The sequence below is a fragment of the Fontibacillus forbon genome (assembly GCF_046559655.1).
Classification (GTDB): domain Bacteria; phylum Bacillota; class Bacilli; order Paenibacillales; family Paenibacillaceae; genus Fontibacillus.
Genome location: NZ_JBKGFV010000003.1, coordinates 773,855 through 797,621, shown reverse-complemented (window position 1 = coordinate 797,621; position 23,767 = coordinate 773,855). Strand labels below are relative to the sequence as shown.

The window sequence follows — 23,767 nt, the reverse complement described above, 5'->3', positions numbered from 1 at the left end:
GCCCTTTCCCATGATGAGAGCTACACGGGAATGCTTCAATGATCTGAGTCACTTTTCGAAAAATAGCTTGGCGGCGGCGGTAGACGCAAAAAAACTCCGGACTGCGGTTTGGAATAAACCGCAAGTCCGGAGTTTCAGATTAAACAAAAGAGCCATGACTAACTGAGTGTCTCTTTACTCTTAATTTTTCAGTTCCTCATTCATGGAAAATTGAAGTTCATTTTCGATGGACTCCAACGCTTCCTGAACAGACATATTTTTTTTATAAATCTCATTCATGTATTTATTGGATGACTCGTCTATTTTTGCTAAAACTTTTTTGGGGAGTTTTCTCAATTTATTGGTCAAATTGATATTTAAATGACGAATTCTATAAAAAGCCTGTATTTGAGGATCCCTATTTTCATTAGCATTCTCTCGTACAGGAAGTTCATAAGGATTTATCCTCTGAATTAATCTTGCGTAGTTATCACCGTTAATGTAGCTAATAAATTCCCAAGATTCTTTTATTTGCGCTGATGAAGAATTAATAGAAAAAATTTCATTTATATCGATCATATTCCCGGTATCTGGATATTCCGGGCTTACAGGGTAAGAGACCACTCCCCACTCGAGATTTTTATATTTATCGTTATTTATCAAAAGTTTATATAATGAGGAGTCATCGATTGCCATTGCAATATTTCCAGCCAGAAATGGATAACTCTGAATATCCATACTGCTATTACCTTGATTTATGTCTATTGCTTCATAACAGGATTTCGTCTCAACGCATTGAACTATATCATCAAAAATATTATTCCATGCCTCGGTGTTCAAGGTAAAAGTATTATTGTTATATAATGTCACTCCACTTCCTTCGCCAATACTTAACCCGAACAAAAAGGAATTTGCCATATCCTTATGGTAAAATCCGTAAACAGGTGTATCGCCATTATTCAAGGTTTTAGGGAACCGCTGCGCCAGTTGGAAAATATCATCCCAAGTCATTAAATCGGACGGTTCTGGAATATTATTTTCAGCAAACAATTTTTTATTGTAATAAATTGCTTTACCCGTAAAGGTAGGAGTGAGCCCCAACAAATCATTTTGATTATCCTGTAGAAACTCAATTACGCTTGGAGTATAGGTCGACAAGTCTAAATTATCCCTTTTTATAAATGGGTTTAATGGTTCTAATAATCCCTTTTCTCTTAAGTAATCATAGAATTCCATATTAAGTGACACGACATCGGGTGATTCATTTATTATGATTCTCTCGATCGCTTGATTTAAGTCTTCTCCAGGCTTCAAATACTCTGGAATTAAAATAGTTTCAAAATCAAAATTTGGATGTGTAGCAAGAAAAACATTACCGTAACGTTCAAAAAAACCCTTCTCATTCCAGGTCAATATCTTAATTAAGATGGGTTTATTCGATTCTGGAGTCTCCTTATTTATACAACCGCTTAAGTTAACCAGAACAAGAATTATGGTCATAATTAGAAGTAGGACTTTTCTTTTTAACATATGATTTATTCCATACCTCTCATAAAATATTAAGGGTCACCAAGGTGACCCTCTTTGTTTAACAGCAGGATACATATTCTGAATCTAAATATTTACTACAAGAATAGCAAACTCCATCGCCGGGATAGCCAAATACCGCACAGGTGACAGTTACAGGTTCAATTTGCTGCCAGCCATAATTATGTTTATATTTCGTTTTTCTGTTACCACAAGGGTTGTCTGTACATTCTTGTACAGACCCACAAACTGTTTCCATTGTTCTCACCTCCTTTCTATATAACCTCCAGCGGACTCTGACTCTTAAGTTGATACGCTTGAGCCTGTAACATTTTATAATAAGTCCCTTGCCTTTCTAGTAATTCATTGTGATTACCTACTTCAGCCACTTCTCCATCATGAAGAACAATTATTCTATCTACTTCAATACAGTTGGATAATCTATGGGTAATGATAATCGCTGTTTTATCCTCTGATAAATCAAGGAATTGTTTAATTAGTGCGGATTCTGTAATCGGGTCGAGGGCCGCAGTCGGCTCGTCAAGAATTATGATTTTTGACTGTTTATAAAAGACCCTTCCTAATGCCACCTTTTGCCATTGTCCACCGGATAAGTCCACCCCGTTCTCGAACGAAGGACTTAAAAAGGTGTCTTCCTTATTTTCCAGTCTGTCAATAATTTCGCATAAACCTGACTGGTGAATGACTTCATTCAGACGGAATTGATCCTTATTGGACATATTATTGGACAAAATCACATTTTCTTTTAAAGAAAATTCATATTTAACATAATCTTGAAATAGGACGCTAATATCTTTAGTGATTACAGAATGAGATAGATTGTTTATATTCACACCATTTAATAATACTGTTCCATCCTTTATTGGAAATAGACCTATCAAACACTTTATAAGAGTACTTTTTCCTGAGCCATTAGATCCAATAATAGCAACCTTCTCGCCCTTCTTGATATTGAAAGATACATTATTCAGTGCGTAAGTCTTTCTATTGGGATACCTGAATGATAAATTTTTCACGATTAAAATCTCATTACTATGTTTCTCAGGTCCTGAGACTGTGGGTTTAACTTCATCATTAATTATGTCTTCTTCTAATTCCAAAAAACCAATGAAATCCCGAAGAACTAATCCATTATTTATTAAATTCCCATAGTTGCTCGATAATAATTGGATTGATGATATACTCATAGGCAGTAATTGAGAGTAAGCAATAAAATCACCCACTGTCATATTATCCTGCCTCCCTAACCAGATTAAGCCTATTATAAAAATTGTGCTTATCAGATTGTTGGAAATAAGTATGCATGAATTAAGCGTTAAATTTTTTTTCTCGAGTTCGTACTGGTCACTTGCCGTTTTCCAAAACGCATCCTTCCATAAAGCTACCAAGAAAGGTGCATGTCCAAATATCCTAAGTTCCTTTTGAACGGCTCTATCCTTAAACAAGCTAATTAAATAACCTATTCTTCTTAATAATGATGTCTGGCGATAACCCTGCATATATTTTCTCTTTGAGATTTTCACATTTACGAATAGGGAAGGAACTATAAATAGCAATAACAATAAAGGAAGTGCAAAATGAAGTTTAAATAACAAAGTTGCATATCCTATAATTGTAATAATTGTTTTGAAAATATCGACGATAGAAAATAAAGCTTCAACTGACTTGCTACCAATTCCATTAGTTACACGTTCAAGAATGTTACAGTTTTCAGAGTTTTCAAAAAATAGTAATGGAAGTCTATTAACCTTTGTAATTATTTGTTGATCCGTACTATAGTTAGACTGTTGAATGATTTTAGTTTTCATGAGTGATTTACATGTTGTCAGAATGTTGCTTAAGCAAAAAAGAATAAACTGTAAAAGCAGTAGAAATACAATAGCTGTTATTGATTGTTTTTTTTCAAAGACGAGTACTACCGAATCGGTCAAGATTTTCAGCAAATAAATTTGAACGACAGGACTTATAGCTTCTAAGGCTGAACAGATTACAAAAACAAGGAATCTATAGATTTGCTTGGAAGCGACGAATTTGAATATAAACAGATAGGTTTTTAAAAATTGAGAAATTTTCATGACACTAAACTTCTGACGCATGTATGTATAAGGGATAATCAATTACAATCAAATTTTGTCCAATGACAAGACGGTAAATATAACTTCCCTCTTCTACTGCAGCAAATCTAACGTTCATACTAGCATCCATGCCCGGAAATTCTTTATAGGGCCTATAATTTTTGATTTCAATTATAGGTGACTCTACTTCCAGCATTTGATCAGGTGCATACACCAATATTTGCGCTGTCTCCATAAAGGCTGGATTAGGAAGTCGGATTTTCAAATAAACATCAGTAACAACTGCATTGGGAAATGACGGAATCTCTAACCGGTTCAAAACTCTTCCAATAGAATGTGTGTAATTAAAACTATCGAAGTTGATTCGATCTGCAACTAACATGCTGGCACTAATACTCATCTTTTCACCACCAAGTCATTATAAGGAACCAAGATCATGGCTTTTCAACATTTCTAATATATCTGTAATTTTTGGTGTAAACTTTTCTCCGCAAACTTTCCCTTCAATAGAAACATAAAAACACATTGGAGTTTTAGTAATATTTACTTTATGTAGTGGGCCTAGATAAGAATGTAACGGAAATGAAAAATTAAGTTCTTGTCTAATCTCTTTGTTTTCATTTTCATCCCCATCCGTTATTAAAACAAAGTTTTCTCCATTAAGTTTTCCCAATTTCGGCAATAAATCAATGCAGTGTACACAGCTTAAGGAAAGGAAGCAATATATCGTGTGCGGATCTATTTCTCCATCGATTCCAAAGGACTTAATAAAAGTAACAGCACCAAGCTTGTCAATATCTTTCTCATGTTGTCCACTTGAAGCTTTAGTAAATATTTCGTGTAGGCTAACCATCCTTATTTCCTCCTATTGATACGGCAAGAGCTTTCTTAACGGCTTCCTCAATAAATCAAAAATAAACTCTTGTCCACAAATTTCTACCCTTAAAACTTGCCCCTGAGAGTTTATAGTAAATCCCCTGGGAAACGAATAAATCCTTAACTCCTCGTTCATTCTTATCTTTGGCAAATGAAAAACTGGTAGTTTTCCTTTGAAGTATTCTTCCAACATAATGAATATAGAAAGTTCTGTATGTATGAAGGCTACTATGTTAATTGCCGGATTTTTTTGATGAAATATTTCCATAGCTTCCATTGCCGTCTCGCATGAATCGCATTCCGTACTGAGAAAGACAGCAACCAGATGATTATTTTCAATTAAATCATATAAATAAATCCCAGCTTGGTTATCAATTAAGATATTTGCAATAGAGTCTCCAACATCCAGAGTATCAAGTATTGGTTTCTTTAAAAATCTCCGATGTGATTTGTTATCCAGTATAAGATCTCTCACTATACCGATCTCCTCCACTTCTATATAAATTACACCTACTTAACTGATTGAAAATTATATATAAGAATACTTCTTTTTTGATTTTATTTGATCAACCATCTCCTTAATGGAATTTACCAAATACTCTATCTCTTCAAAACGAACCGTTTCATGAAAGCTAAGTCTAATGCTACTGGATGAAATACCTTCATCATTTGTTATGGCCATTAGAACACGGCTTATTTTAACCTGTGAAGAACAAGCTGATTGAGAAGAAACTATGATTCCTTTTTTAGTGAGAAGACTGATCAATATTGCCGAAGGAACATTCATGTATGAAAAATTGATTATATGTGGGGCGGCAAGAGGTGCTATAGGAGTATTAATAACAAGTTCAGGTATCAACTTCAGCTTTGATAAAACATAATCATGAAGTCTCTGTAGGTATTCCCTTCTCTGTTGTTGCTCAGTTATCGATATTCTAATTGCTTCCGTAATGCATAGTACACCTGAAACGTTCGTAGTACCCGGTCTTAATCCATATTCTTGGTTCCCACCATAAAAAAGCGGTTCTATAGTTACATATTCCTTAGCAATTAAAACACCAATGCCCTTGGGAGCACCTATTTTATGTCCCGAGATTGTGAATAAATCTATATCGTTCAATTTCAAGGGTGCTTTGCCAAAACCCTGGACTCCATCCACATGAAAATATATATGTTTGAATTTAGATTTCAACAATCCCGCAATTTCTTCTACCGGCTGTATGGATCCGGTTTCATTATTTACGTGCATAACACTAACCAAAGCTGTGTTAGGCCTCAAAGACTTCTCAAGTTCAGAAATGCTTACTATACCATGAGAATTAACGGGCAAATATGTAACATCCACTCCTTCACTTTCCAGGCTTTTGCAACAATTAAAAACTGAAGAATGCTCTACATTGGACGTAACAATATGAAGCGCTTGATCTGATTTCTTCTTCAAGGCAGAGATAATTCCCAAAATCGCCAGGTTATTGCTTTCAGTTGCTCCAGATGTAAAAATTATCTCAGTAGATTTTATATCTAGTAATTCTGAGATTACATTTTTTGAATCTTCAATCAGATGACTTACCTCAAAACCCATCTTATGAGTAGAAGACGGGTTTGCATAAATCTCTCTTGCCGAAACTTCCAGTTGTCGAATAACTTGTGGATATAAAGGAGATGAAGCGCAGTAATCAAAATATAGTGTTTTCAAGATTCTTCCTCCAAATCAAACTTGTATTTGGAAAAACCAAGATTGGGAATATATTTAAATTAAATACAATATAAGTAATTATATTCCTTATATTAACATATGCTATATTTGTTAGTCATTCTTGTCAACACCTTAATTCTATTAAAATTAAAGCTTTCACAAATTTGGGACTTTTCTTAACTAGTCTGTATAGCTACAAAAAAAAGAAGATATGGTCTCCTCAAATTTGAAGACCATACCTTCTATCCAACGAAATATTTAATTAGTAGCTCAAAATTCTTTTGATCTTACTTGAGCTTGTTCTTATTTTCCATCCAGCAGCTTGATAAATTCGTCCTCATCCTCGATCACCGGGATGCCCAGTTCCTTGGCTTTGGTCAGCTTGCTGCCCGCCTTCTCGCCCGCGATGACCAGGTCCGTCTTCTTCGAGACGCTGCCGGTGACCTTGGCGCCGAGCGCTTCCAGCCGCTCCGTCGCTTCGTCGCGGCCAAGCTGGTGCAGGGTGCCGGTCAGCACGACCGTTTTGCCGGAGAAGAAGGAATCCGTCACCGGGGCCGCTGCTGCCTCCGGCGCCTTGGCTTCTACGCCGAGGGAGAGCATTTTTTGAATGCCGGCCTGCATGAACGGATCGGCGAAGAATGAGACGATACTTTCGGCCACAATGCCGCCGATATCCGGCAAGGAGGTTAGTTCCTCGACGGTGGCGGACATGACCGCGGACAAGTCGCGGAAATGGTCGGCCAACACTTTCGTCGTCGACTTGCCGGTGTTCGGAATGCCGAGCGCGAACAGGAACGAGGCCAGATCCCGCCCTTTACTCTGCTCGATAGCCTGGAGCAGATTGTTGGCCTTTTTCTCCCCGAACCGGTCCAGCTTGATCAAGTCTTCAAATGCCAGGGTGTACAGTTCCGCCGGCTCGCGCACGTTCAGCTCATCATGAAGCTGTTCCGCCGTCTTCTCGCTGAACGTCTCGATGTCCATCGCGTCACGGGATGCAAAATGCGTAATCCGGCTGACGATTTGCGGCTTACAATCGAGCCGGTTGTTGCAGAACAGATGCGCGCCGCGCTGCTCCAAAGGAAAACCGCACGCCGGGCAATTTTCGGGATACAGGATCTCGCCGCCGTCCTGCTCTTCGGTGACTTTGCCGAGAATTTCCGGAATCACGTCATTCGAACGGCGAATAAATACGCGAGTGCCGAGCGCAAACTTCAAGTTTTTGCGCTCGATGTCTCCGACATTGTTCAGCGTACAGTTCTGTACGGTTACGCCGGCCAGTTCAACCGGCTCCACCTTGGCTAGCGGGGTGATTTTGCCGGTCCGGCCCACGTTCCAGGATACTGACTCCAGAATCGTCGTCGTCTCCTCGGCTTCGAACTTGAACGCCACCGCCCAGCGCGGGAATTTGTCGGTATAGCCAAGCGCTTGCCGGGTGCGCATATCGGTAATTTTGATAACCGCTCCGTCGATTAAGTAGTCCAGCGAAGCGCGCTGCTCCACGATCGAGTGAAGGACCTCCATCACCTTGTCGAAGCTATCGTGATAAGTTACATAAGGGTTCACCTTAAAACGGTTCTCTTTAAGAAAAGCCATCATCTCCTGATGATTGCCAAACTGAATGCCGTCGGAGTACCCCACATTATAGAAAAATGCGCTGAGCTTCCGCTCCGCGGTCGTGCGCGGATTCAGGTTACGAAGCGCTCCCGCTGCTGCGTTACGGGCGTTTTTGAGAGGTTCGGCAGCGGTTTCGTTGTACTTGGCCAGAACGGACAAGTTCATGATGCCTTCGCCTTGCACTTCGATCGTGCCGTCGCTGTACGGGATCGTCAGCGGTACGGACTTGATCGTTTTGACCTGCGCAAGAATCCCCTCGCCGACGGCACCGTTCCCCCGCGTGGATGCCTGAACCAGCGTGCCGTCGGTATACGTCAGGTTCAGGGTCAGGCCGTCGAATTTAAGCTCCACTACATAGGTGGGCGGAGGCAAAGGATCGTCGGGATTTTTACTGTTGAAATCGGTGATTAATCTTTGCACCCGATTGTTCCAATTGATCAACTGCTCCTCGTTCTGCGCTTTATCGAGGCTCCACAACGGCGCAAGGTGCCGGTGAGGCTTGAAGCCTTGCAGCAGTTCCCCGCCTACCCGCAGCGTAGGGGAGTCGGGCAGTTGGACACCGGCTGCGGCCTCCAAAGCGACCAATTCGTCGTACAGCACATCGTACTCTTTGTCGCTAACAAGCGGCTGGTCCAAGGTATAGTAGTGGTAACTGTACTGGTTCAACTGCTCTACAAGCTGTTCCATTCTTTGCATTGCATCCATGCGGGGACAACCCTCCTTATATGTATGGAAACGGAGGAACGCCTGGGCCATTCAGAGCTTCTTGGAATCCTTAGGCTTGTGGACTCTGGGGCTTGTTGGGCTTGTTGGGCTCCCCGGGCTCTTGGCGCTCGTTGGGCTCGTTGGGCTCGTTGGGCTCCTCGGGCTCTTGGCGCTCTTCCGCTTCCGGCTTCACTTTTACTCACAAATGTCCTTCCAGGGTGGAAAATTCCGAAGAAATGTCTTTCAAAAGGTGGACACTCCCCTATTCGGAACATACTCTCTCTTCGTTCTCTTGGTTACTGTATCTTGTGTGTATATAACGCTATTAAAACCAGATATTGACAAAAGTTGCTTACCGGATAAAACTTCTCTTTGTCCACTTTTAGGTGGACGTTTTTGCGATTTGTACACGATAGGAGGACGAAACGATCGCAAAAACAGTCGATGCAGATTCGTGGATTGGTGCTACAGCCTTTGATTCGTACTGAAATCGGCCGAGGGCCAAGGCTCCTAGTGTACGCCGCCCAAAGCGCTAAGCTAGGCTTTAAGGGCCGTGCAGCGGGGCGGAAGTGTTGAGGAGGCTCACCACAGGTCTGGCCTGAGGCCTCTTACTGCTGCAGCAACCGCTCAAGGCTTTCCCGAGGCCTGGGGATTTTTCAGCCCTCGGTCACTTTGGTGATCGGTGCGAAGCCTGCGAGCAGGCGTTTCACGCCGACCGGCGCCGGAAAAGCGATCTGCAGCTCCATGTCGTTGCCGGAGCCTTTGATCGCCACGACGGTGCCGATGCCCCATTTGCCGTGCGACACTTTGTCGCCGGCGCTGAAACCGTCGCCGGGGCTACCCGCCCCCGGCGTCATCCTCGCGGCGGATGCGCCGCCAGAGGTGCCGGACATGCCCGGCACCGTCACGGTAACGCCGCCGCTCGGCCCGTTGCCGCTGCGGCCGCCTGCGGCAGGCCGCGAGGCCGGAGCTTCGGCCCCGCCGCCGCGGTGGCCGAAGTTGCTGCCGCCGCTGGCGCCGAAGCCGCGGCCGCTGTACGCACCGCCGATCCCGGTTCCCCGGCGGTAGCGGTCACGGGCGATGCCCGTATCTTCCTTGAGTTCCTCGGGAATCTCTTCCAAGAACCGCGACGGCGGGTTCGCCGTCGTCCGGCCGAACAGCGTGCGCATCTGCGCGCAGGAGAGGAACAGCTTCTCCTCGGCCCGCGTGATGCCGACATAAGCAAGGCGGCGTTCTTCCTCCAGCTCTTCATTGTCGAGGAAAGCCCGGCTATGCGGGAACACGCCTTCCTCCATCCCGATAATGAAGACGACCGGGAACTCTAAGCCCTTGGCGCTATGCATCGTCATCAGCACGACCGCATCGTCGTTCTGTTTTTCCGCGTCGCTGTTGTCGTTCATGCTGTCGATATCGGCGATCAACGCCAAATCGGTCAGGAAGGACACCAACGACTTATCTTCATTATTATTCTCAAATTCCATCGTTACTGACAGGAATTCATCAATATTTTCTAAGCGGGATCGCGACTCCAGCGTGTTTTCGTTTTGCAGCTCCAAACGGTACTGCGTCATCTCCAGCAATTTCTCGGTCAGTTCGGTAACGGACAGATATTCCACCATTTGATGCAGCGCCGCGATCATATCATAAAATTCGACCAGCGCATTGCGCGTACGCCCGGCGATGCCGAGATCGTCTACCGTCTCCAGCACGCGGAAAATGGAAGTCCCCCGCTCAGCCGCGGCATCCGCGAGCTTGCCCACCGTCGTATCGCCGATGCCTCTTTTCGGCACATTGATAACCCGTGTCAAGCTGATATCGTCATCCGGATTGGACAACAACCGCAAATATCCGAGCAAGTCCTTAATTTCTCTACGGTCGTAGAACTTGATGCCCCCTACGATCTGATAAGGGATATCCGATTTGATGAGAATTTCCTCGATAACCCGCGATTGGGCGTTCGTCCGGTACAGGATGGCGTGATCGCGGTATTTTTTCCCGTCCTTGATATCCTTCGCGATCTCCGAGGTCACAAAATAACCCTCATCATGCTCCGAATCCGCGCGGTACACCATGATTTTGTCGCCGTCGCCTTTGTCGGTCCACAGTTTTTTCGGCTTGCGTCCGGTATTCAGGCCGATTACGCCGTTGGCCGCATTGAGGATCGTCGAAGTGGAACGGTAGTTTTGTTCCAGCATAATCGTACTAGCTTCGGGATAATCCTTTTCGAAATTGAGGATGTTGGTGATGTCAGCTCCGCGCCAGCGGTAAATCGACTGATCGCTATCGCCCACGACACAAATCCGGTGGTGCTTGTCCGCCAACATGCGGCAAAGCATGTATTGTGCCCGGTTCGTATCCTGGTATTCGTCGACGTGAATGTACATGAATTTCTTCTGATAAAAATCCAACACCTCTGGTGATTCATTAAACAGCTCAATCGTCTTCATGATCAGATCGTCAAAATCGAGCGAATTGTTGCTGCGGAGTCTCTTTTGGTACATGGCATACACTTTGGCGACAAGGCCTTCGAAATAGTCCCCGATCTTCTGCTCGTACTGCTTCGGCGTGATCAGTTCGTTCTTCGCCGTGCTGATCATCGATTGAACCGCCTTCGGCTCGAACTTCTTGGTGTCGATGTTCAGCTCTTTCATGCAGTTGCGGATGACGGAAAGCTGGTCGGTCGAGTCCAGAATGGAAAAATTCGACGTAAACCCGATGCGCTCGATGTCTTTGCGGAGAATCCGCACGCACATGGAGTGGAAGGTGGACACCCATATGTCCCTTCCTTCCGAGCCGCCGACCAACCGGGAGACCCGGTCCTGCATTTCGCGGGCGGCTTTATTGGTAAAGGTAATCGCCAGGATCGCCCAAGGCGGCGCTTTGCGGGTGGCGATTAAGTAAGCGATGCGGTGCGTAAGCACGCGCGTCTTGCCGCTGCCCGCGCCGGCCATGATCAGCAGCGGACCTTCCGTCGTCTCGACGGCTTTGCGCTGCTCCGGATTAAGGCGGGACACCGCCTCTTGTATATTAACAGGTTGCATAGTTGGTATGCTCCTTTCCGAATGCTCTTGCTTAGGGTGAAATGAAGTAATAGCTAGCGATTGGTGAAAAGTAAATGATGAAGCGTGAATCATTGGCTATTTAGATAGATTGTAGAATATTTAGATAAGGTAGACTCCAGATTGCTATAGTGAAAATACCGTTTAAATCGAAGTGTTGGGCATTAACTGGAAAATATACAGCTAATTTCACGTTCTCCGTTAATTCTCTCAAAATAACTGTAAAACCTACAGCTAATTCGCTTGCTTCATGCCGATATTGCCTATTCGGTCATTAATAGATGGAGGTTTTCCAGCTAATTCAGTTCTTTGATGCGTTTTGCCGAAATTAGCTGGAGAAAATCCAGTTATTTGGTCGTTGGAGGGCCCAGGGTCTTGGGCGTTCTGGGCGTTCTGGGCGTTCTGGGCGTTCTGGGTGTTCTGGGTGTTCTGGGTGTTCTGGGTGTTCTGGGTGTTCTAAGCGTTCTAAGCGTTCTAAGCGTTCTAAGCGTTCTAAGCGTTCTGGGACAAGCCTTCCAGACTTTCAGAATCATCAGATTTCGTCAAAATGCCGACTCTGCTTCCAATCCGCTCCCCGTTTCCTTACTGTTGCTGTTACTTTTACTGCTACTTTTACTGCTACTTTTACTGCTACTGTTACTGCTGCTATTACCATCGTTGTTACTACTGCCACTACTACCATAGCTAATACCCTTACTGCTGCTAAAACTACCGTTACTGTTACCGCTGGTGTTGTTGTTCCCTTTTACCGCCTGTACGGTGTCCAGGGCGCCTTGCAGGTCGCCGTATACCGCGTTGCCGACGACGATCGTGTCGCAGATAGCCGCGGCCCGGCGGGCCGTTTCGGCGTCAGCAATCCCTCCGCCATAAAAAAGGCGCGCGTCCTCCAGCGATCTGCGCACGTCCGCGACAAGCTCCATGTCTCCGAACATGCCGCTGTATTCCACATAGACGATCGGCATCCGGAACAGCTTATTGGCGACCTGCGCATAAGCGGCGGCGGCCGATGGCTCCAGCCCCGTCTCGGCCTCCGTCAGTTTAGCGACGGTGGAATCGGGATTCAGCACAATGTACCCTTCCGGCACGAGCATGTCCCAAGGGATCATATACCCGAATTGGTCGACAGCCCTGGCATGATGGCCGATTAGCCAATCAGTTCGCGTAGTGTTGAGCACCATCGGAATCATATATAGATCGAATCCCGGCGTGACGGCTTCCAGATCGGAAATCTCCAGCACGCACGGAATCTCAAACTGACGGATCCGGGACAAAAGCTCCACCGTATTGTCGTACGTCAGCCCGCTGGAGCCTCCGACCATGATCGCGTCACTCCCGGACATGCAGACGGCTTCCAGCGCCTCATCCCCGATTTGACGGTCAGGGTCCAATTTGAATACATGCCGCCAAGATTGCAAACTCTGCTTCAATGCCGATTCCTCCAAGCCTTTTTACAAACGTATGAAGATACCCGCTATAGCCACGAAAAACGGGGCCTGTCTCCCGCCCCGCTCATTCTCGATCCGCCATATGGGTCGTTCTTTGCCACCAATAACTACCTCGTGCAAACAGGCCATTTTTCATAGCCACTTCTAGTCTAAGTGACTGTTAGTTTACTGTCAATGTTCGCATCGAATGGGAACAAAAAGAAACGCCCCGCTTCCCGTCAGGACGTTTCTCTGGATATGCATTTACAGTCCAAGATAATCCAGCCAGCTTACCCGGCCCGCGTCTTCCTCTTCCAAAAAGTCCGTATAAAATCCGTAGACACCCATCCGTTTGAACTTCAAAACCGTCTTAGGATCATTAATGGTGTGAACATAAGAAGGAACTCCGATCTTGTTCAGCGCGGCTACCAATTTTTCGTTGGCCCGGGTTTCCGACATCGTAATGGCGGCAATCCCCTTTTCCTTGGCAAACCTTACAACATCTTCATCCGAATCATGGGTCTGATAGAGCGTGAAAATCACCGACTCGAAAGGATAGATCGCTTCGATCGCATCCCACATCGATTGGTAGTAAATTTGCGGAATGATCCGCTCCAATAGGGCGGGATCCTTCTGTTTGGCGCTCTCCACGATTTTGGTGAAAATCCGGTCGATTTCCTCCGGCTCGATCTGCTTCGTATCGGTCACCAGGTACATATCGGGATGCTGCACCATCAGATCAAGGATATCATCCCAACCGAGCGGCTCATACTTGCCCATGATCTTGGCGTTCTTAAATTCCTCGAAGGTCCATACCGCGGCATGGGTACCGGGATCCATCACGTCTTCCTGGCCCATCATTTTCGTGAAGGTCTCTCCCCACTCGTGCCGGGCGATAAGCTCGTCATCCTTGCTGAGCAGCAAATCCGCCTCGAAAACGCGGATGCCTTTTTCATAGTTGGCGGCAAAAGCCTCGTAACTATTGCTATACGTCAGCCCCTCGATCCCGCCCATGGCGTGGGCCACCATCCGGTGGGCCATGAAGCCCTCGTACCGCGGGGCCTGCGGACGGAAGAGAGTAACGATCAGAATAATGCAAAGACCGAGAATTAGTGCTGCGTAGTAGAAGAATCTTTTTTTCATAGAATAAACATCCTGTCTGTAACTGGATCGTAGACCAGACTTTTTAGTATGCACCCGTCCCTTTTAGCACGATTGGAATCGTCTTGAAAATTATTTTCATTTCCAGCCCGAAACTCCAATGTTCAATATAATATAAATCAAGCTTCACCCACTCATCGAACGGTAGGTCGCTTCTTCCGTTAATTTGCCAGAGCCCGGTAATGCCTGGGCGTATATCCAACCGCCGCCACTCATAGTCCGTATACAGTTCAACTTCTTTGGGAAGCGGAGGACGCGGCCCGACCAGACTCATCTGCCCAAGCACGACATTCATTAGTTGAGGCAGCTCGTCGATCGAATACTTACGGATAAAACGTCCTACTTTAGTGATTCGCGGATCATTCTTTATTTTGAAAACTGGCCCGTCCGCTTCATTCTGTGTAGCCAACTCCATCTGAAGTTGTTCCGCGTTATCAACCATGGATCTGAATTTAAACATATTGAACGGGGCGCCATTTTTCCCGATTCGTCTTTGCTTAATGATTACAGGGCCCTTAGAATCCAGTTTAATGCAGATGGCCACTGCGGCTAATAGGGGAGAGATAAGGATCAGCCCTAAAATCGAAAATACAAGATCGGAAGTTCTCTTTAAGATAAGGTTAAGCCCACGTAAAGGCGTCTTCACAATTTCAATGCATGGATATTCGTAAGCCTGGTCGAATACAACACCCGAAGTAACCAGTTCGAACATTTCCGGAATAATCTTTATGCGTACGTCGTACTTGCGGATTCTCGTAATCAAGTCATTGATTACTTTGCGTTCAGATGGAATGGTAATGTAAATCTCGTGGATTTCATATTGCTGCAACAACTTCTCCACCTGATCAATCGGACCCAGTACATGTTCTCCGCCCTTTTTAAAATCATCCAGAAAACCTACGAAGCGAAAACCGTTAGTCTTCCCCGTGAACAAATTGTCCCGGATTTCTTCGCCTACCCGCCCTGCGCCAATAATCAAAACATTTTTGCTATAGATATCCGCCCGTTTTAAAAGCAGCATCACTCCAAGGCGCAAAAGCCGGGATAAAAACGCACTGATTACGATCAGGATAGCAAAAGAGAAAATGACCAAACGGGAATAAACAATGCCGGTTTTCAGGAAAAAGATGAGGCCTAGGGCAATGAGAAAGGAGAAGAATGTCGCTTTTCCCGCTTTAAATGTTTCGTCTATTAACTTTATATCGCGATCCCATTTATAAAGCCCGTGATGGGTCGTATAAATCGCATATATTGCGAAGATGACGGCCAAAAGCAGCAGATAGTCTTTGGCTACCGGCAGACTCTCCCAATTCTTCAGCAAATCAGATATACTCTCGATTTTATAATCGGGTAGCACACGAATAAAGAACAGTGCCAAAAAACTGGCGATATACAGCAAATATTCAAACCCGATTAAAGCCACGTTCAAAAAAAACTCCAAGCGCAGAGTCCGTTTTTTATAGGTTGATATATTTTCTGCAATCACAAGATTGGTATTTGTCAGATTCTTATTTTTCATAGAGACAGACGAGCTCATGTTCACACTCCCTAAAAGCGATACGGTTTAACGGTTAAAATACATTATGATATCAATGTAATCCGATGCCGGTGCCTGCATCCGATCGGGTGGTTGAAGCAGGTGGCTTTTTCTTTGTCGAAAAGGTCAGTGCGGATTTAACCATTGCCAATGCAAATTGCACGCCGATTCCCGCGTAAATGGCCGTACTGACCAGCGGATTATACTTTTTGCGGTAATGCTTGTTGTAGAATAGAACCATCGATCTGTGAAACTCGTAAATGATTTTCAGAGGACGCCGCGGGGCACTTCCTCCTTTGTAGTGTACGATTGTAGTGCGGGGATAATAATAGTTAACCCAACCGGCTTCTTTGATTCTGTAACACCAATCCGTATCCTCGGCATACATGAAGAAATCCTCGTCCAGCATTCCAACCTGATTGATCGTTTCGCGACGAACCATCATAAAAGCTCCTACTAGGCAGTCTATTGGGTATTCCTCATCCGGATCCAGGTAGCTTAATTGATATTGATTGAACCGGGGATTATTCGGAAACCGTTTAGAAAAACCAAATGCATAATAAAATGAAGCGGATGGCGTAGGAAAACCTCGCTTGCATGCCTTATCCAATGAGCCATCTGGCAAAATCACTTTACAACCCGAAGCCCCTACTTCCGGATGGCTGTCCATAAACGAAAGCATGATCTCCAAAGTGTCTTTATGGATTATCGTATCGGAGTTTAACAATAAAATATAACGTCCGGCAGAAGTTTTCATTGCTTGGTTGTTCGCATGGGAAAATCCGGTATTCTTTTCATTCACGATCAGAGCCACCTGCGGGTACTCGGTTCGAATCCTCTCGACAGAATCGTCATGCGAGTGATTGTCCACGACTAGGACCTCGAATTCATACTTTGTCTCCGAAGCAAACACCGATTGCAGACAATCCAACGTCAATTGGCGCGTGTTGTAGTTTACGATAACTATGCTTAAATCCACCTGCAACGCTCCTGACAAATATAGTAATCTATCGACATTATAGCATAATGTCATGGGAAGGGGGTTACTCTTGTCTTGTATGTTGACTGAACGGGTATTTTTATTTATGGTGAGGATGAACCAGCAACCGTAGAGGAGAATGAAATGAGAAAAGATAAATTAGCGGAAATCGAGATATTAAGAGGAATGGCATTCTTAGCGGTTGTTTTGCAGCATACAATAGCGGGAATATTTTATCAGCCCGGTCTAAGCCCGTTAACTTTAACGGTAGGTACTACTGTGCTGGGACTTATTCGATTTGCGGTTCCGTTATTCGTGTTTATCACCGGAGTCGTGCTGTTCTACAATTATGATGCCAAAATCGACTACATGAATTTCCTGCGAAAAAGATTCAAGCAAGTTATTATTCCCTATCTGGCTTGGACGGTTTTCTACTATATATGGGTCGGTTTTTTAAGCGGGGTTGCGGCAACCAGTACGTGGGAGCAATTGCTGAATATCGTGAAGCTATCCTTTACAGGACAAGCTTCCTATCATTTGTGGTTCATGGTGATGATCATTCCCTTTTATTTCTTGTTTCCCCTGTTCCGATTGGCTATTTCAAAGAATAGGAGATGGCAGGTAAACTTCACGGTAGTGGCGGCAACATTCGGGGTCAATATGATTCTTGTTTATGCTCTGTCCAAAGGTAAGATCTACAGCAATAACCCTCAATTGGGCTTCATTTTCAATTATTTGGACCGGAACTTTTTGTTCTGGATCTTTTACTTTATCCTGGGCGGATTGGTAGGACTGTACTATGATCACTGGAAAACTTTTGTAAGGAAAACATGGGTTTTCAGTGTAGGGTTACTGGCAATTTGTATGTCTATTGTCTTTGCCAAAGTTTCCCGGATCAACGCAGGGGTCACGGATAACCCGTATCTTTTTAGTGCGGATGTAACGGCTCCCTTAAAACCTTTCATGATGGTAACCATTCTGCTTCTGATCTGCCTGTTGTTTTCTTTGGCGGAAAAAATCGCTACCAGATATAACTGGCCGGCCAATCTGCTGAGCACCTTCGGAAAATACTCATTCGGCGCCTATCTCATTCATGCCTTCGCCTTGCGGTTGACAAACTTTCTGGCGATCAGCTACTTAGGCGTGATCGGCGTATTCGCACAGACGGTGATCTCCTTTGCGTTGTGTTCGCTTCTGAGTCTTATTCTATGTATTGGGATTAGCAGGATTAAGAGTTCTGCCGGCGAGTTGTTGGTGGGAAGAGTATAGATATAATCTATGGCCGCGGCAAGCGGCTTTGAAGCTCGCGTATACTGCGATGTAATAAACAGCGATGGATCCCTCCGCACAATAGCAGTTCACTAAACAGTGGCTATGAATGGATTCGGAAACAGACCGTCCCAGTCCTGGGACGGTCTGTTTCCGTTTATAAAGAAAGGATTATGACAGCCGGCTCTATCTCCGTTCTTGTAGCTTTTCCCTAACCTCTCTCCGTTTTGTCCGTAGCCCGGGAAGCTCTCTCCAGAAATCAATCCAGGCACCAAGCACTTTCGGTTCCCTCAACAAAATGTATCCGTGAACTGCAATCTCATATGCAAAAAGCTGCGGCAAATGGCGTAGCCAACGTTTCCCGGACAGATTCTTGTAGATCATTTTATAACGGTTAATGAATGAGTGCTTGCGAATGAACAATGGCTGTGAACCTCGGCTCCCTTTTTTCCAACCTCGTTTGTGTAAACCCACAGCCTCAGCGCAATAATAGGCTTTCCAGCCAAGAAGTCCCGCTCTCCAGGCAACATCTACATCCTCTTTGTAGGCAAAGAAATCTTCGTCAAAAAACTCCTCCCGGACCGATATGTCCTCGATCATCCTTCTGGAGTACATTGCGGCAGCACCAGAAACGCCGAAGACATCACTTGAATTCATCCACTGATTGACCGGTTCGCCGGCGCCACGATCAAACGCTCTCCAGATCCGGTTCATTACAAGTCCGGTGCTATCGATAATTTCAAGATTGTCTTGCAGAACAAGCCTGCCGGTCGCGCTTCCGATTTCCGGCCTGGACTCCATAATTTCAACTAAAAGACGAATATAGTCTGCCTCGAGTATAACATCCGGATTCAATACCAGTACGTAATCCGAACTTGTATGCCGGATAGCCTGATTATGGGCTGGGGCAAATCCGGTATTATCCTGGTTTTCGAGCAAAGTAATCGATGCATTATTTTTGCCGTTAAAAGAGCGTATGCGTTCCAATGTATCGTCGGAAGAAGCATTGTCCAGAACGACGATATTATTGACCCGATAGTTTTGTCGTAATACGGCTGCAAGACATTGCTCAATATCCCCAGCGCTATTGTATGTAACGATCTGTACAGAGACAGTTGGCTGCTTCATTTCATGTCCTCATTTTCTGAAATATCAAAAGAAAAGAACACTATGTAATTATAGTGTTCTTGATACTTCACTCATTGTATCAAATGGCGCTGGCTAAACCAATATCATTACTCGCTTAGCGAGAGTTCTTTGATAAAAGCATAGGGTATTTACCTAAATAGTCTATGGTCCCCTTAAAACAGTTGATGTATAATAAATTTTTTAGTGTCTTAGAGAAAAAAAGGGTGGTTTATACATAATGTACTCTCTACTTCATAACCTTATTGTTCTTCTAGTCATTTATATTGGATCTTACCTCCTGCTTTATTATGCAGGACTTGGAGCAAGCTTATTGTTTTTACCTAAGCGGTTTTGCAAATGGTTTTTATTTATTGCTCCGATCGTCGGCTTTTCTCTTCTAACGGCCATTCCCCAAGCCTTATCTTTCTTAAAGTGGCCGTCTGCTAAAATGCTATGGTTGATCGTAGGTCTCTGTTCTGTCATCAACTTGGTTGCCGTAAGACGCATCAAGTTAATTAAAATTCCAAAAGCACATTTCAAGATTTTCGCGATTCATTTTATTTTTCTATTAATACTCAGTATTCCGCTGATCGCAAAGGGACTACAGACCATTACGGTAAACAGTGACGTATTGGTATACACGACATCGGCAGATTATGCCCAGCAATATGGCCTAGTAGAGCAGAATACAGATTCAAATACGTTCGACGCATCCGGATACAACTGGTTTATTAAAAACGAAAAGCGTCTGGGTTTGGTTTATTTTCAAGGCTTTATGAATATCCTATTCCATACTGATTCCATGGAAAGTTATTTGCCACTCTCACTATTGACTATCAGCCTGTCCATTTTAGGCGGAGTCATTTTTAGTCAGCATTTCAAGTTATTTAGGCAAAAAACAATAATGCTCATGATGTTCCTATTGTTCTTTAATACCTTGTATATGAGTAGTGTATTCATTGGATTCTTATCCATGAACGCCGTCATGCCGGTTCTTATATTATGCCTGATTTTAGGGAAATATTTTATGGATCACATGCAGCAATTTGATCTTCCCAAGACTATTTACTTGGTAATCCTATCGGGTAGTGTTTTGGCTACCCATCCTACTTATTTAATCTACATTCTTTCTATACTGGGCATGTATTTTATCGCAAGTCTTTTCTTAAAAAAGGTATCTAGTATTTACAATCGGATTTCTCTCAAATCAATGTTAACATTCTTACTATGCTTTATTATCGTTTTCTTCAAGCCGGTTTATCTATTTATACAGCGAATGATACCAACCTTTCTACCCGCCGTTGGGTCAGAGTCTGGCGTAGAAGCTGCGGCAGGTATCGGAAACATCCACTTTTTCGTTCCTATTTACGAGTTGCTTGGGGTGGTGCCTCACTCCCATGAGGAAGTTTCATTAATGAAGTGGAAGGGTTATCGGGAGTTGCTGCAGAGTCTAATAGGGCAACACAAAATCATTTCCGTTCTTTCTATGGGGATTGAAATAATATCGTACCTCTTTTTGTTTGTTGCCTTAGTTCTTATATTTATCTATTTCGCAAAAAAAAGAACCGGAGCGCGATGGTTTAACTTGTGTATTATTTTTACTATGTCCGCTTCACTTAGTATTGGCTTTTTACAAAAATATTATTATGGATATTATAAATCTTTGCATTTGTTGTCTTTCCTTTTTATTATTTGGTTGTGTGCAGGGATGGAGATCGCTTTAACGAACCGGAATAAAATCAAAACGCGCTCGGCCGCTCGATTTCTTCATCTGTTTGTTTCGGTGCTTGTCGTATTAAACTTATCTTCTACCACCATTTTGACGAAAAGATATATGGGTTATATGGCCGACTTTGAGAGTAAACACTATTTGGAATTACGGTTATTAAGCGACTCTCTAAATCCAGGAGATAAGCTACTCTTATATGAAAAAGTCCCTAATCATATTCGGCAAATGATTGTTAATTTTTTTGTAAGGTCCCCTCAATTAATATTGAGAACCTCCATAGATAGTTTCAAGTCAGAGGCAAGAAATGCGAACCCTAACTCGGGTTATTTTATGATCCTGCCGAATAATCATTCTTTACTACAACATTCAGGCGTGCTATCCATATATAGAAGAGGAGAACACTATTCAATAATTCAACTCCAATCAACAAAACAACCAGCTCTCACGCAATGAGAAAGCTGGTTGTTTTAGTTTTAATGGTAAAGCAATTTATGCGATTTAGCTTCCGTAACTATTTTTCCGATCTACGTGAGGTTTCGGAGAGTTCCTTGATAAAGGCCCTTAGGCCTTCTCTCCAAGGCCGTAAATCCTTCAATCCGTTGGTGCGAATCGATAAGTGCTCCATTACGGAATTTTTAGGGCGAGGCGCAGGACGGGGGAAATCCTCCGTTGCACAGGGTTGAACCTGTACGGGGTAATCTTTTCCTAAAATGCTTCTCGCTTCCGAAAAAATCTCCTGGGCAAATTCATACCAGGTGCATGATTCCGTATTGGAGGCATGATAGATGCCGTACTTCTCGCTCTGAACCAACTCCAGGATAAATCCCGCCAAATCGACCGTATAAGTCGGGGAGCCTTTTTGGTCATTTACCACGTTAAGTACCGATTTTTCTTCCCCTAATCGAAGCATGGTTTTAACAAAATTATTGCCATGCATCCCGTAAACCCAGGAAGTCCGTACAATATAAAAAGCAGAAGACAGACTCTGGACCAGCACTTCGCCAGCCCGCTTCGATTTTCCGTAAATGCTCTGAGGATTGGTATTATCGTACTCGTGATAAGGAACGTCCGACATTCCGTCGAATACGTAATCCGTACTAATATAGCAAAACTTCGCTCCCACCCGTTCACCGGCAAGCACCAAATTCCGGGTTCCTACGGCATTGACGGCATAGGCAGCATCCATCTCCTGTTCAGCTTGATCCACGGCTGTGTATGCAGCGCAATGAATCACTGCGTCAGGCTTGCACTCATTCAGTTTCCGAAAACAAGCATCGAGGTCGGTAATATCCAGGGAATCCCGATCACTTGGCCAGACCGTGTGGCCTGCTTTTTCAAACAATAAAACTACGTCAGACCCCAGTTGGCCGGCGGCTCCGGTTACGAGTACCTTCATCCCTTGTCACCTAACCGCTCGCCATATTGTTTGGCGTAATAATCCTGATAGGCTCCGGATTGAATCCTGCTCCACCATTCCTTATTGTCCAAATACCAGGAAATTGTCTCCCCGATTCCGGTCTCGAAAGAATGCTGCGGTTTCCAGCCGAGTTCGGTCATCGTCTTCGTCGGGTCGATTCCGTACCTGCGGTCATGCCCCGGACGATCCTTCACATGCGTGATCAGTGTCTCAGGTTTACTTAACTTCTGCAAGATCGTCTTCACGATCTGAAGATTGGTTCGCTCGTTATTTCCGCCTATATTGTAAACTTCACCATTGCACCCTTGATGAATGACAAGGTCTATGGCACTGCAGTGGTCCTCGACATATAGCCAATCCCGAATATTCAGTCCGTCCCCGTACACCGGAAGCGGTTCATCGGCTAATGCTTTCGATATCATTAAGGGGATTAGCTTCTCCGGAAATTGGTAAGGCCCGTAATTATTCGAACAGCGGGTTATATTGACCGGCAAACCGAAAGTTTCATGATAAGCACGTACCAACATATCCCCGCCGGCTTTGCTTGCCGAATAAGGACTGTTTGGGGCGAGCGGCGTAGTTTCGCTGAATAGTCCCGTTTCCCCGAGAGTACCGTAGACTTCATCCGTAGAAACCTGGACAAATTTCTTAATATTATGCTTTCGCGCAGCGTCTAATAAAACCTGCGTTCCAAGTACATTCGTCTTCACAAAAACATCCGGTTCCAGGATACTCCGATCCACATGCGATTCAGCCGCAAAATTGACTACGACATCAACGCCTTGACCGACCAGCTCATTCATCGCCTTGGCGTCGGTAATGTCCGCTTTAACAAACGTGTGGTTAGGATGCTTCTCGACCGATTTCAGATTTTCCAAATTTCCTGCGTAAGTCAACGCATCCACATTTACGATTTTATAATCAGGATGCTGTCTAAGCATGTATAGAACAAAGTTGCTGCCGATAAATCCGGCACCGCCGGTAACGAGCAATTTCATGAAATGGGTTCCTCCTAATCGAAGTTCATTTCCGCATCCGCAAATAGCGGGTGCCGACGGTCCTTGTCCGACAGCTGCGGTTCACTCACCGGCCAATCGATATGTAACGCCGGATCATTCCATAATATGCCGCGGTCGTGTTCAGGGGAATAGTATTCATCTACTTTATATAAAACTTGGGTGTTTGGTACAAGTGTGCAAAATCCGTGTGCAAACCCCTTTGGAACCAGAAGTTGGCGTTTGTTGTACTCACTAAGGATAACCCCTACCCATTGGCCGAATGTAGGCGAACTTTTGCGAAGGTCGAGGATGACGTCGTAAATTGCTCCGGTTAAAACACGGATCAGTTTTGTCTGAGCTTTCGGATTCAGTTGATAATGCAAGCCGCGCAATACTCCCGGTTCAGCGGACAAAGAGTGATTATCCTGAATGAAGTTATACTTCAGTCCAAGTGAATGCATGACTTCCTCATTGTAACTTTCCATGAAAAAACCCCGGTGATCGCCATGTACCACCGGTTCAAGCAATAAAGCCCCTGTCAATTCCAAAGCCGTTTGTTTCATGTTTACGCTT

General features: G+C 44.4%; 18 protein-coding genes and 1 pseudogene. 2 read left to right on the top strand and 17 right to left on the bottom strand.

What is annotated here, in order from left to right; all coding sequences use genetic code 11:
- Nucleotides 1-180 precede the first annotated feature (180 nt).
- The 13 genes and pseudogenes from ACLB09_RS15605 to ACLB09_RS15545 form a co-directional block, all read right to left on the bottom strand.
- Nucleotides 181-1,509 carry an ABC transporter substrate-binding protein gene (locus ACLB09_RS15605; protein WP_410770750.1) on the bottom strand — a complete coding sequence of 443 codons (1,329 nt, stop codon included), beginning with the start codon at nt 1,507-1,509 and terminating at the stop codon, nt 181-183.
- 58 nt (nt 1,510-1,567) lie between these two features.
- Nucleotides 1,568-1,765 carry a hypothetical protein gene (locus tag ACLB09_RS15600; protein ID WP_410770749.1) on the bottom strand — a complete coding sequence of 66 codons (198 nt, stop codon included), beginning with the start codon at nt 1,763-1,765 and terminating at the stop codon, nt 1,568-1,570.
- A gap of 16 nt (nt 1,766-1,781) precedes the next feature.
- Nucleotides 1,782-3,602, bottom strand: a complete 1,821-nt coding sequence (locus ACLB09_RS15595; RefSeq protein ID WP_410770748.1) for an ABC transporter ATP-binding protein — start codon at nt 3,600-3,602, stop codon at nt 1,782-1,784.
- A gap of 4 nt (nt 3,603-3,606) precedes the next feature.
- Entirely contained in the window at nt 3,607-4,002 is a 396-nt protein-coding gene (locus ACLB09_RS15590; RefSeq protein WP_410770747.1) for a hypothetical protein, read from the bottom strand.
- Nucleotides 4,003-4,020: 18 nt separating this feature from the next.
- A complete protein-coding gene (locus ACLB09_RS15585) occupies nt 4,021-4,455 on the bottom strand; it encodes a hypothetical protein (RefSeq protein WP_410770746.1) in 435 nt (144 codons plus the stop codon).
- A 12-nt stretch (nt 4,456-4,467) separates the two neighbouring features.
- The gene (locus ACLB09_RS15580; protein ID WP_410770745.1) at nt 4,468-4,953 is read right to left on the bottom strand and encodes a hypothetical protein; all 486 of its coding nucleotides are present in this window, start codon (nt 4,951-4,953) and stop codon (nt 4,468-4,470) included.
- 54 nt (nt 4,954-5,007) lie between these two features.
- Complete coding sequence (locus tag ACLB09_RS15575) at nt 5,008-6,174, bottom strand: cysteine desulfurase family protein (protein WP_410770744.1); 1,167 nt, start codon at nt 6,172-6,174, stop codon at nt 5,008-5,010.
- A gap of 303 nt (nt 6,175-6,477) precedes the next feature.
- Nucleotides 6,478-8,493, bottom strand: a complete 2,016-nt coding sequence (ligA, locus tag ACLB09_RS15570; protein ID WP_410770743.1) for an NAD-dependent DNA ligase LigA — start codon at nt 8,491-8,493, stop codon at nt 6,478-6,480.
- 656 nt (nt 8,494-9,149) lie between these two features.
- Nucleotides 9,150-11,534: a DNA helicase PcrA gene (gene pcrA / locus ACLB09_RS15565; protein ID WP_410770742.1), complete on the bottom strand. Its 2,385-nt coding sequence runs from the start codon at nt 11,532-11,534 to the stop codon at nt 9,150-9,152.
- Nucleotides 11,535-12,295: 761 nt separating this feature from the next.
- Nucleotides 12,296-12,979 (bottom strand): annotated as a pseudogene (gene pcrB / locus ACLB09_RS15560) (heptaprenylglyceryl phosphate synthase); the annotation flags it as partial.
- Between the two features lie 261 nt (nt 12,980-13,240).
- Nucleotides 13,241-14,119, bottom strand: coding sequence for a phosphatidylinositol-specific phospholipase C/glycerophosphodiester phosphodiesterase family protein (locus tag ACLB09_RS15555; RefSeq protein ID WP_410770741.1), 879 nt, complete (start codon nt 14,117-14,119; stop codon nt 13,241-13,243).
- Nucleotides 14,120-14,162: 43 nt separating this feature from the next.
- Complete coding sequence (locus tag ACLB09_RS15550; protein WP_410770788.1) at nt 14,163-15,560, bottom strand: sugar transferase; 1,398 nt, start codon at nt 15,558-15,560, stop codon at nt 14,163-14,165.
- A 166-nt stretch (nt 15,561-15,726) separates the two neighbouring features.
- On the bottom strand, nt 15,727-16,653 hold the full coding sequence (locus ACLB09_RS15545; protein ID WP_410770740.1) for a glycosyltransferase family 2 protein: 927 nt from the start codon (nt 16,651-16,653) through the stop codon (nt 15,727-15,729).
- A gap of 144 nt (nt 16,654-16,797) precedes the next feature.
- On the opposite strand from ACLB09_RS15545, the gene ACLB09_RS15540 reads away from it, so the two are divergent.
- Nucleotides 16,798-17,922, top strand: coding sequence for an acyltransferase (locus ACLB09_RS15540; protein WP_410770739.1), 1,125 nt, complete (start codon nt 16,798-16,800; stop codon nt 17,920-17,922).
- Nucleotides 17,923-18,108: 186 nt separating this feature from the next.
- Here ACLB09_RS15540 and ACLB09_RS15535 read toward each other — a convergent pair whose 3' ends face one another.
- Nucleotides 18,109-19,050, bottom strand: coding sequence for a glycosyltransferase family 2 protein (locus ACLB09_RS15535; protein WP_410770738.1), 942 nt, complete (start codon nt 19,048-19,050; stop codon nt 18,109-18,111).
- A 238-nt stretch (nt 19,051-19,288) separates the two neighbouring features.
- Between ACLB09_RS15535 and ACLB09_RS15530 the strand changes: the two genes are divergently transcribed.
- Nucleotides 19,289-21,232: a hypothetical protein gene (locus ACLB09_RS15530; RefSeq protein ID WP_410770737.1), complete on the top strand. Its 1,944-nt coding sequence runs from the start codon at nt 19,289-19,291 to the stop codon at nt 21,230-21,232.
- A 58-nt stretch (nt 21,233-21,290) separates the two neighbouring features.
- Here ACLB09_RS15530 and rfbD read toward each other — a convergent pair whose 3' ends face one another.
- Genes rfbD through rfbC form a run of 3 tightly spaced genes read right to left on the bottom strand, consistent with a single transcriptional unit; the run spans nt 21,291 to nt 23,757 of the window.
- Nucleotides 21,291-22,175, bottom strand: a complete 885-nt coding sequence (gene rfbD, locus ACLB09_RS15525) for a dTDP-4-dehydrorhamnose reductase (RefSeq protein ID WP_410770736.1) — start codon at nt 22,173-22,175, stop codon at nt 21,291-21,293.
- The gene (gene rfbB, locus ACLB09_RS15520; RefSeq protein WP_410770735.1) at nt 22,172-23,194 is read right to left on the bottom strand and encodes a dTDP-glucose 4,6-dehydratase; all 1,023 of its coding nucleotides are present in this window, start codon (nt 23,192-23,194) and stop codon (nt 22,172-22,174) included. The genes rfbD and rfbB overlap by 4 nt, the downstream gene beginning before the upstream one ends.
- A 14-nt stretch (nt 23,195-23,208) precedes the next feature.
- Nucleotides 23,209-23,757, bottom strand: coding sequence for a dTDP-4-dehydrorhamnose 3,5-epimerase (rfbC, locus tag ACLB09_RS15515; RefSeq protein ID WP_410770734.1), 549 nt, complete (start codon nt 23,755-23,757; stop codon nt 23,209-23,211).
- Nucleotides 23,758-23,767: the final 10 nt, after the last annotated feature.

Excerpts from the sequence above, each read along its gene's own strand:
- ACLB09_RS15540 (WP_410770739.1), top strand. The coding sequence starts at position 16,798 with ATGAGAAAAGATAAATTAGCGGAAATCGAGATATTAAGAGGAATGGCA.
- ACLB09_RS15590 (WP_410770747.1), bottom strand. The coding sequence starts at position 4,002 with ATGAGTATTAGTGCCAGCATGTTAGTTGCAGATCGAATCAACTTCGAT.
- ACLB09_RS15585 (WP_410770746.1), bottom strand. The coding sequence starts at position 4,455 with ATGGTTAGCCTACACGAAATATTTACTAAAGCTTCAAGTGGACAACAT.
- rfbB (WP_410770735.1), bottom strand. The coding sequence starts at position 23,194 with ATGAAATTGCTCGTTACCGGCGGTGCCGGATTTATCGGCAGCAACTTT.
- rfbC (WP_410770734.1), bottom strand. The coding sequence starts at position 23,757 with ATGAAACAAACGGCTTTGGAATTGACAGGGGCTTTATTGCTTGAACCG.
- ACLB09_RS15605 (WP_410770750.1), bottom strand. The coding sequence starts at position 1,509 with ATGTTAAAAAGAAAAGTCCTACTTCTAATTATGACCATAATTCTTGTT.
- ACLB09_RS15530 (WP_410770737.1), top strand. The coding sequence starts at position 19,289 with ATGTACTCTCTACTTCATAACCTTATTGTTCTTCTAGTCATTTATATT.
- ACLB09_RS15600 (WP_410770749.1), bottom strand. The coding sequence starts at position 1,765 with ATGGAAACAGTTTGTGGGTCTGTACAAGAATGTACAGACAACCCTTGT.
- ligA (WP_410770743.1), bottom strand. The coding sequence starts at position 8,493 with ATGGATGCAATGCAAAGAATGGAACAGCTTGTAGAGCAGTTGAACCAG.
- pcrA (WP_410770742.1), bottom strand. The coding sequence starts at position 11,534 with ATGCAACCTGTTAATATACAAGAGGCGGTGTCCCGCCTTAATCCGGAG.
- rfbD (WP_410770736.1), bottom strand. The coding sequence starts at position 22,175 with ATGAAGGTACTCGTAACCGGAGCCGCCGGCCAACTGGGGTCTGACGTA.
- ACLB09_RS15555 (WP_410770741.1), bottom strand. The coding sequence starts at position 14,119 with ATGAAAAAAAGATTCTTCTACTACGCAGCACTAATTCTCGGTCTTTGC.
- ACLB09_RS15595 (WP_410770748.1), bottom strand. The coding sequence starts at position 3,602 with ATGAAAATTTCTCAATTTTTAAAAACCTATCTGTTTATATTCAAATTC.
- ACLB09_RS15535 (WP_410770738.1), bottom strand. The coding sequence starts at position 19,050 with ATGAAGCAGCCAACTGTCTCTGTACAGATCGTTACATACAATAGCGCT.